The following is an 8,551-nucleotide window of genomic DNA, read 5'->3' on the forward strand; positions in this document are numbered from 1 at the left end:
TGTGGTGGTGGTTGAGTGTAGAACCCGCCTGCCAGGGCGTTCGTTCCTGGGGTGTGGTGCTCATGGGTGGAATATCGAAAAGACACATCCTCGTGATGGTTGGTGGGTTCCTGTGAAACAAGGGGGCTTGCCGGCTGGGGGTGCGGTTCCTGCACGGGTGCTGTGATGCTGGTGGTGAGTACGCCGCTGTGATGCCTTTGGGTGTTGTGGTGGTTGGAAAGTTGTTGGTGTTGTGGTGGTGCTGGGGTTGTTGACACACTGTTGGGTCCTGAAGCAACAGGCCTGTCGCATGTCTCCTTGTGGGGTGTGTGGTGGTTGTTGTTTCGTTTGGTTGCCCTGCTTCTGGAAGGCGTGCCCGGTTGGGTGTGTTGGATGGGGGTGTGGGGTTGTTGTTTGAGAACTGCATAGTGGACGCGAGCATCTTATAAGGCGAGCGTCATGGCCTGGGTGATCCCCTTTGGGGGGTTGTGTGGGTTGTGGTGTTTGTCTTGGTTTTTGTGTGGCCAAGTTTTTAAGGGCGCACGGTGAATGCCTTGGCATTAGGAGCCGATGAAGGACGTGGGAATCTGCGAAAAGCCTGGGGGAGTTGATAACCGAACTTTGATCCCAGGATGTCCGAATGGGGAAACCCGGCTGCCTGTTATGGGTAGTCACCCGCAGCTGAACGCATAGGCTGTGTGGAGGGAACGCGGGGAAGTGAAACATCTCAGTACCCGCAGGAAGAGAAAACAACATGTGATTCCGTGAGTAGTGGCGAGCGAAAGCGGATCAGGCTAAACCGGTCCATGTGTGATAGCCAGTGGGCGTTGCATGGTCGGGGTTGTGGGGTTGTTCCGTACCAGGGTCACTGACCTGGTCGGGTGTGAATGTGCTGACGTAGATGAACGGCTTGGGATGGTCGACCATAGAGGGTGAGAGTCCCGTAATTGTCGCGTTGATGCACCGCTCGAGGGATGATACCCGAGTAGCACGGGGCCCGAGAAATCCCGTGTGAATCTGTCAGGACCACCTGATAAGCCTAAATACTACCTAATGACCGATAGCGGACCAGTACCGTGAGGGAAAGGTGAAAAGTACCCCGGGAGGGGAGTGAAATAGTACCTGAAACCGTGTGCCTACAATCCGTCAGAGCAGGCTTGTACCTGTGATGGCGTGCCTTTTGAAGAATGAGCCTGCGAGTTAGTGTTACGTCGCGAGGTTAACCCGTGTGGGGAAGCCGTAGCGAAAGCGAGTCTGAATAGGGCGTTTGAGTGGCGTGATCTAGACCCGAAGCGAAGTGATCTACCCATGGCCAGGTTGAAGCGACGGTAAGACGTCGTGGAGGACCGAACCCACTTCAGTTGAAAATGGAGGGGATGAGCTGTGGGTAGGGGTGAAAGGCCAATCAAACTTCGTGATAGCTGGTTCTCCCCGAAATGCATTTAGGTGCAGCGTTGCGTGTTTCTTGCCGGAGGTAGAGCTACTGGATGGCCGATGGGCCCTACAAGGTTACTGACGTCAGCCAAACTCCGAATGCCGGTAAGTGAGAGCGCAGCAGTGAGACCGTGGGGGATAAGCTTCATGGTCGAGAGGGAAACAGCCCAGACCACCGACTAAGGCCCCTAAGCGTGTGCTAAGTGGGAAAGGATGTGGAGTTGCTTAGACAACCAGGAGGTTGGCTTAGAAGCAGCCACCCTTGAAAGAGTGCGTAATAGCTCACTGGTCAAGTGATTCCGCGCCGACAATGTAGCGGGGCTCAAGTACACCGCCGAAGTCGTGGATTTCAGATAGTAGACAAGCCTTCGTGGTTCAGTCGTCTGGAGTGGTAGGGGAGCGTCGTGTGGACGGTGAAGCCGCGGTGTAAACCAGTGGTGGAGACCACACGAGTGAGAATGCAGGCATGAGTAGCGAAAGACGGGTGAGAAACCCGTCCGCCGGATGATCAAGGGTTCCAGGGTCAAGCTAATCTGCCCTGGGTGAGTCGGGACCTAAGGCGAGGCCGACAGGCGTAGTCGATGGACAACGGGTTGATATTCCCGTACCGGCGAAGAACCGCCCATACTGAGCCCGGGATACTAACCACCCAATCCACCTCCAGGAGCCTTCGGGCAAGTGGTGTGTGGTGAGGCTGGGAACTGATCGGGGGAGGTAAGCGTATTAACAGGTGTGACGCAGGAAGGTAGCTGAGCCGGGCGATGGTAGTCCCGGTCTAAGCAGGTAGGCCGTTCCCTAGGCAAATCCGGGGAACATTAAGGCTGAGACGTGATGGGACCCCACCTTGTGGGGGATTCAGTGATCCTATGCTGCCGAGAAAAGCATCGACGCGAGGTTCCAGCCGCCCGTACCCTAAACCGACACAGGTGATCAGGTAGAGAATACTAAGGCGATCGAGAGAATCATGGTTAAGGAACTCGGCAAAATGCCCCCGTAACTTCGGGAGAAGGGGGGCCCGGACTGTGAAGAGGACTTGCTCCTCGGAGCGGATAAGGGCCGCAGAGACCAGGGGGAAGCGACTGTTTACTAAAAACACAGGTCCGTGCGAAGTCGCAAGACGATGTATACGGACTGACTCCTGCCCGGTGCTGGAAGGTTAAGAGGACCGGTCAACACTTCGGTGTGAAGCCGGGAATTTAAGCCCCAGTAAACGGCGGTGGTAACTATAACCATCCTAAGGTAGCGAAATTCCTTGTCGGGTAAGTTCCGACCTGCACGAATGGAGTAACGACTTCCCTACTGTCTCAACCATGAACTCGGCGAAATTGCACTACGAGTAAAGATGCTCGTTACGCGCAGCAGGACGGAAAGACCCCGAGACCTTTACTATAGTTTGGTATTGGTGTTCGGAGTGGCTTGTGTAGGATAGGTGGGAGACTGTGAAGCGGACACGCCAGTGTTCGTGGAGTCATCGTTGAAATACCACTCTGGTCACTTTGGACATCTAACTTCGGCCCATAATCTGGGTCAGGGACAGTGCCTGATGGGTAGTTTAACTGGGGCGGTTGCCTCCTAAAAAGTAACGGAGGCGCCCAAAGGTTCCCTCAGCCTGGTTGGCAATCAGGTGTCGAGTGTAAGTGCACAAGGGAGCTTGACTGTGAGAGAGACATCTCGAGCAGGGACGAAAGTCGGGACTAGTGATCCGGCGGTACATTGTGGAATGGCCGTCGCTCAACGGATAAAAGGTACCTCGGGGATAACAGGCTGATCTTGCCCAAGAGTCCATATCGACGGCATGGTTTGGCACCTCGATGTCGGCTCGTCGCATCCTGGGGCTGGAGTAGGTCCCAAGGGTTGGGCTGTTCGCCCATTAAAGCGGTACGCGAGCTGGGTTTAGAACGTCGTGAGACAGTTCGGTCCCTATCCGCTGCGCGCGCAGGAAATTTGAGAAGGGCTGTCCTTAGTACGAGAGGACCGGGACGGACGAACCTCTGGTGTGTCAGTTGTACTGCCAAGTGCACCGCTGATTGGCTACGTTCGGATGGGATAACCGCTGAAAGCATCTAAGCGGGAAGCCCGCTTCAAGATAAGATTTCCATGACCCTTCGGGGTCGAGAGGCTCCCAGCAGACCACTGGGTTGATAGGCCGGACGTGGAAGCAGGGACTAACGACCTGTGAAGCTGACCGGTACTAATAAGCCGACAACCTGACCACACACCACACCCCACCCGGGTGTGGATCAAAAAAACTGTGCTACGCGTCCACCATGCGGTCCCCAAACAACAAACCCACCAGGTTTGACACGAGGGAACCACCACAACTAAATAAGCAACACCACCACCCCGCCACAACTGGGGAACCAATGGATCGGTGTTGCGTGTCACGGAAACGATCCAGTGACCCTTACAAACCAACCCCCACCCACGGGCGGGGTGTTTGAAAGAGTTACGGCGGTCATAGCGTGGGGGAAACGCCCGGTCCCATTCCGAACCCGGAAGCTAAGACCCACAGCGCCGATGGTACTGCACTCGCGAGGGTGTGGGAGAGTAGGACACCGCCGGACACAACCACACAGGGACGGCCCCGAGCAACGACGCTCGGGGCCGCTCGTCATTTAACCACCCACCACCAACAGCCCCCACACACAGGGGGCTGTTCATGTTTAAGGCACAAAAGACCACAGCGACCATCCCCCACTGCCGCCACCACCAGGAACCAGACTCGCCCGAACCACCCTGAGGCCGTCAGTCACCTTCTCCACGCCCGACCAGCCGATCCAGCGTGCTCCGGCCGAGCTCGGCCATGTCCGGATTCGACTCCCGGTAGTACCAGACCAGGCCCATCGCCTGCTGAAATGCCCAGCCGGCTCCACGTTCCCATTCCTCGGCCCCGACGCCCAACCGCTCACGCAAGCGCCGGCGTCGTAGGTCATCCAGCAGATGCCAGGCCGCGACCAGGTCGAGAGCCGGGTCGGCTGGGCCGAACCCTCCAGTGTCGAGGACGCCGGACAGCCGATCGCCGTCCACCAGCAGGTTCGCCGGAATGAGATCCCCGTGGTTCATGACGTCGGCGCCGGCTGCAGGAAGCTCGCGGAACCGATCCCACATCCTGGTGAGCAGTCCGACGTCCAGCAGCCCGGAGCTCCGCTCGAGGCATTCACGCATCCAGTCCTCATGGTCGCGCAGCATGCCGCCTCTCCCGGCCCCCGAAAAGGACCTGCCGAGGGTGGGTTGGCGCCTTAAAGCGGCGATGAGGTCTGCGAGATCGTCGGCGAAGCCCTCCGAATCCTTGTGACTGTGCGGTGAGGGGGTGGTGCCGGGCAGCCAGCTCTGGAGGCTCCAGGCTCCGGGATAGATCTCCGACGGCCCGGCGACGCCGAGTGGGCGAGGACCGGGGACAGGAGACGCCCGGAGGAACTCTTCCATGGCCTGCGTCTCCTTCTCCTGCGCGGTTTCCGCTCCCCGCGGATCCGCGATCAGGTACGGGACGCGGGCGGTCGCCTTCTCGCCGATCCGATAGATCGCATTGACCGTTCCGGTCGTCTCCAGGCGCCTGACGGTCTCGCCGCGGTACTCCGGAAACCTGCGGAAGATCAAGCGCGCAGCGTCGGCTTCACTGAGGACGACCTGTCCCTCATGCATCGTCATCGTGCTTCCTCGTCCCTGTTGAGCACTCGCTGCCGCTTTGGCGCCGCTGATCGGATCGAACTCCTCCGCGTCAGCGAATCACAGAAGCACTACCGTCCACAATTGTTGCAATACGCAACAAAAGAGGCGTAGGCTATGTTGCATAGCGCAACTAGTAATGGAGGTCGACATGTTCGACTCGCTCCTTGTCTTGCGGCTGGCAGCCGGAGACATCATCAGAATTCCTCTCACCGATGGCGTCGGTGCGAACTCCTTCACCACCTTCGTGCCGGATGCCGGACCCTGCCCTGATGGCATCGCGGTGGACGGCCGGTCGGTCTACTGGACCACCATGGGCGCCCCCGCCGTGGTCGCCGGTCTCAGCGGCGAGGAAAGCCTCGACTACGGCGCCCGTAACGGTGGGATCAGCGCGGCCGCACTGTCGGACGGACATCCCTTCGCCGTCGTCGAACCTGGCGGGATCACCACCGGCAAGCAATTGTGTACTGATGGCGCAGGACGCCTCTACTGGAGCGATCGCGAGGGGTGCCGAATCACGTCGTCGCGCGTTGACGGGTCGGAGCTGCAGGACCTCGTGATCAATGTGCCGGATGGATCGAAAGATCCGGAGTGCGTGGGCGTGGCCGTCGATGCGGAGGCCGGTCACCTGTACTGGACCCAGAAGGGTCCGGCGAAAGGCGGCCACGGTCGGATCTTCCGCGCAGGCCTCACGCTGCCGGAGGGGCAGGACGCCCGCTCACGCACCGACATCGAAGAACTGTGGCAGGGGCTGCCGGAACCGATCGACCTGGAGATCCACCAGGGCTTCCTGTACTGGACCGATCGCGGCGCCGAGCCGCACGGCAACACACTGAATCGCGCGCCGCTGCCGGCTCCCGGCGCCAAGGGCACCGAGCCGGAGATCCTCGCCCGGGGTTTCCGGGAGGCGATCGGTCTGGCGATCGACGGCGACGCCGGCGTCGCGTACGTCTCCGAGCTGGGCGGCCGCATCCTCGCCGTCGAGCTCCACACCGCCGGGGAGAGCGCGGCGCCGCGCGTGGTCGCCGACCTCGGCACCCCACTTTCAGGCCTGGCCGGCTTGAACAGCATTCACGAACAGCAGGACTGAGGACCACTCATGGCATACGACTTCACTTTCGAACAGATCCGGAACCGTCCCGTGACGGTGATCGGCGGTGGCACGCTCGGCCGCAGGATCGCCCTCATGATGGCTTCCCGGGGCGGGACGGTCCGGATCTCCGATCCTCAGCCGGCCGTGGCGGAGGCTGCCGTGCATTACGTCGCCGAGACACTGCCCGGTGTCCTGTCGGAGCGCGGGTCCGGTGAACCAGGGACCGTGGTGGCCGCCAGCAGCCTGGCGGACGCGCTCGAGGACGCCTGGCTCGTGATCGAGGCGGTCCCGGAACGCCTCGAGATCAAGATCCCGCTCTGGGGCGAGGTGGATCAGCTGGCGCCGGCCGACGCGATCTTCGCCACGAATTCCTCCTCGTACGCCTCGCGTCTGATGAACGAGCGGATCCGGGACAAGTCGCGGCTCTGCAATCTGCATTTCTACATGCCGCCCGCTTCCAACGCCGCCGACGTGATGTCCGACGGCGAGACGGACCGTGCGCTGCTGGACACCCTCCTGAGGGTGTTGCCGGAGTTCGACGTGCACCCGTTCGAAGCCCGCAAGGAAAGCACCGGGTTCATCTTCAACCGGGTGTGGGCGGCCATCAAGCGGGAATCCCTGGCCGTGGTGGCCGACGGCGTGGCCCGCCCGGAGGATGTGGACGCGATGTTCCGGCTCAACTGGCACATGCCGGTGGGCCCGTTCCAGATGATGGACGGGGTCGGGCTGGACGTGGTGCTGGACATCGAGGACCACTACGCGCAGGAGAATCCGCACCTGCCCGAGGGGCCGCGGACTCTGCTGCGTGAGTACGTCGAGGCGGGCAAACTGGGCCGCAAGACCGGTGAGGGCTTCTACCGCTACGACTCCTGAGGCGTGTCCGAACGGGGGTCCTGCACGCCCGGATGTGTCTGATTTGGACCGGAATCCGGGTGAGATGGAGCAAAAAACACCGAAAACACGCGGGATTTGCGGTTCTGGGGCGTCAGGGCTGGTAAGTTTCAGAACAGTGGTTCCCGCGCGAACCGCGTGGTAATTCCAAGTAGTCGATACGTCCAGGAGGACACCCATGGCTAAGAACCGTAGCGACGTCGTCGCCGAAGTTGCCAAGAAGGCTGACGTCAGCCAGGCTTCCGTCAACAACGTGCTGGATGCCCTGTTCGAGGTTTTCGAAGCTTCCGTCGCCGCCGGCGAGAAGATCACCATCCCGGGCTGGCTCGCCGTTGAGCGCACCGACCGTGCAGCTCGCACCGGCCGCAACCCGCAGACCGGCGAGACCATTCAGATCCCGGCCGGCCACAGCGTCAAGCTGACCGCAGGCTCCAAGCTGAAGGCCGCTGCTTCCAAGAAGTAAGCACCTTCGCTTTCTGAGGGCACCGGCATCCGCCGGTGCCCTCAGCTGTTTAAGGCTGAGCGCCTGATGGCGTGGACCCGGAGGAGGGAAGCGTGATGCGGGGAGAAGAAGCACGAACCGACGGTGCAGCCGTCGCGGCGTCCTACGACGCGGTGGCCGGCCTGTACATCGACCTCTTCGGGGATGAGGAGTTCGCGGAACCGGAGGACCGTGAAGCGATCACGGCCTGGGCTTCAGCGTGCGACGGGCCGGTGCTCGACGCCGGCTGCGGACCGGGGCACTGGACCGCGGCTCTCGCGCGTCGCGGTGTGGAGGCTGCCGGCGTCGATCTGTCGGCGGAGTTCCTGGAGCACGCGCGACGCCGGCATCCAGCCCTGTCGTTTCAGCAGGCCGATCTTCGGAGGCTCCCGTCAGAGGAAGGTTCGTGGGCGGGCGTGCTGGCATGGTTCTCCCTCATTCACCTCGAGCCCGCGGAAGTGACCATCGTGCTGGGGGAGTTCCACCGGGTGCTCGTCCCCGGGGGACGAGTGCTGCTCGGTTTCTTCACGGAGGAGGGCAAGGAGCCACGATGCTTCGCCCACAAGGTGGCGCCGGCCTGGGCGTGGCCTCCCGCGTGGGTGGAACGGGAGCTCATCACCGCGGGGTTCTCTCCGGTGGTGTTCAGGCCGCGGGACGCCACTGCCACGCAGAGGGCTCAGGGGCACTGGGAAGCGGTTCGGGTGCCCTGAAGACCCTTGTCTCGGCGGGCTTGCGGAGCACCGCAGAAGTGTGTAGAGTAGATCGGGTTGCCGGGCCGGTTGTGCTGGTTCTGGTGGCGGTCTTCGATTCTCATTCCTTTGATTTCATTCACCATTTTCGGGTGCTTTTTTGTGGTGCCCGGGGTGTTTGTTTTTGTGAATTCGAATTCTGGTTGGATGGTTTATCCGGCCGGGGAGCGGATTTGCGAAAGGGAAAGCGGATGGGTTAGGATTGAAGGGTTGCGGCGGGAAAGCCTGGAGGAATTGCTCCGGTGAGTATCGCAGAGC

Annotated in this window: 5 protein-coding genes and 2 rRNA genes; 6 read left to right on the forward strand and 1 reads right to left on the reverse strand. The window is 61.1% G+C overall.

The window, feature by feature from the left end:
* Nucleotides 1–501 precede the first annotated feature (501 nt).
* Nucleotides 502–3,628: ribosomal RNA gene (locus QFZ52_RS16075) — 23S ribosomal RNA — on the forward strand.
* Nucleotides 3,629–3,860: 232 nt separating this feature from the next.
* Nucleotides 3,861–3,977, forward strand: a 5S ribosomal RNA gene (gene rrf / locus QFZ52_RS16080).
* A 181-nt stretch (nt 3,978–4,158) separates the two neighbouring features.
* Here rrf and QFZ52_RS16085 read toward each other — a convergent pair.
* Nucleotides 4,159–5,061 carry a phosphotransferase gene (locus tag QFZ52_RS16085; protein WP_307498608.1) on the reverse strand — a complete coding sequence of 301 codons (903 nt, stop codon included), beginning with the start codon at nt 5,059–5,061 and terminating at the stop codon, nt 4,159–4,161.
* 169 nt (nt 5,062–5,230) lie between these two features.
* On the opposite strand from QFZ52_RS16085, the gene QFZ52_RS16090 reads away from it, so the two are divergent.
* The 4 genes from QFZ52_RS16090 (at nt 5,231) to QFZ52_RS16105 (ending at nt 8,254) form a co-directional block, all read left to right on the forward strand.
* Nucleotides 5,231–6,169, forward strand: coding sequence for a hypothetical protein (locus QFZ52_RS16090; protein WP_307498610.1), 939 nt, complete (start codon nt 5,231–5,233; stop codon nt 6,167–6,169).
* Nucleotides 6,170–6,178: 9 nt separating this feature from the next.
* Nucleotides 6,179–7,045 (forward strand): 3-hydroxyacyl-CoA dehydrogenase family protein, encoded by an 867-nt coding sequence (locus QFZ52_RS16095; protein WP_307498611.1) that lies wholly within the window; start codon nt 6,179–6,181, stop codon nt 7,043–7,045.
* Nucleotides 7,046–7,241: 196 nt separating this feature from the next.
* Nucleotides 7,242–7,526, forward strand: coding sequence for an HU family DNA-binding protein (locus tag QFZ52_RS16100; RefSeq protein ID WP_066217548.1), 285 nt, complete (start codon nt 7,242–7,244; stop codon nt 7,524–7,526).
* A 95-nt stretch (nt 7,527–7,621) separates the two neighbouring features.
* Entirely contained in the window at nt 7,622–8,254 is a 633-nt protein-coding gene (locus QFZ52_RS16105) for a class I SAM-dependent DNA methyltransferase (protein WP_307498742.1), read from the forward strand.
* Nucleotides 8,255–8,551: the final 297 nt, after the last annotated feature.

The organism is Arthrobacter woluwensis, assembly GCF_030816155.1.
GTDB lineage: Bacteria > Actinomycetota > Actinomycetes > Actinomycetales > Micrococcaceae > Arthrobacter_E > Arthrobacter_E woluwensis_A.

Coding starts and splice junctions, on each gene's coding strand:
- QFZ52_RS16105 (WP_307498742.1), top strand. CDS start 7,622: ATGCGGGGAGAAGAAGCACGAACCGACGGTGCAGCCGTCGCGGCGTCC.
- QFZ52_RS16100 (WP_066217548.1), top strand. CDS start 7,242: ATGGCTAAGAACCGTAGCGACGTCGTCGCCGAAGTTGCCAAGAAGGCT.
- QFZ52_RS16095 (WP_307498611.1), top strand. CDS start 6,179: ATGGCATACGACTTCACTTTCGAACAGATCCGGAACCGTCCCGTGACG.
- QFZ52_RS16090 (WP_307498610.1), top strand. CDS start 5,231: ATGTTCGACTCGCTCCTTGTCTTGCGGCTGGCAGCCGGAGACATCATC.
- QFZ52_RS16085 (WP_307498608.1), bottom strand. CDS start 5,061: ATGACGATGCATGAGGGACAGGTCGTCCTCAGTGAAGCCGACGCTGCG.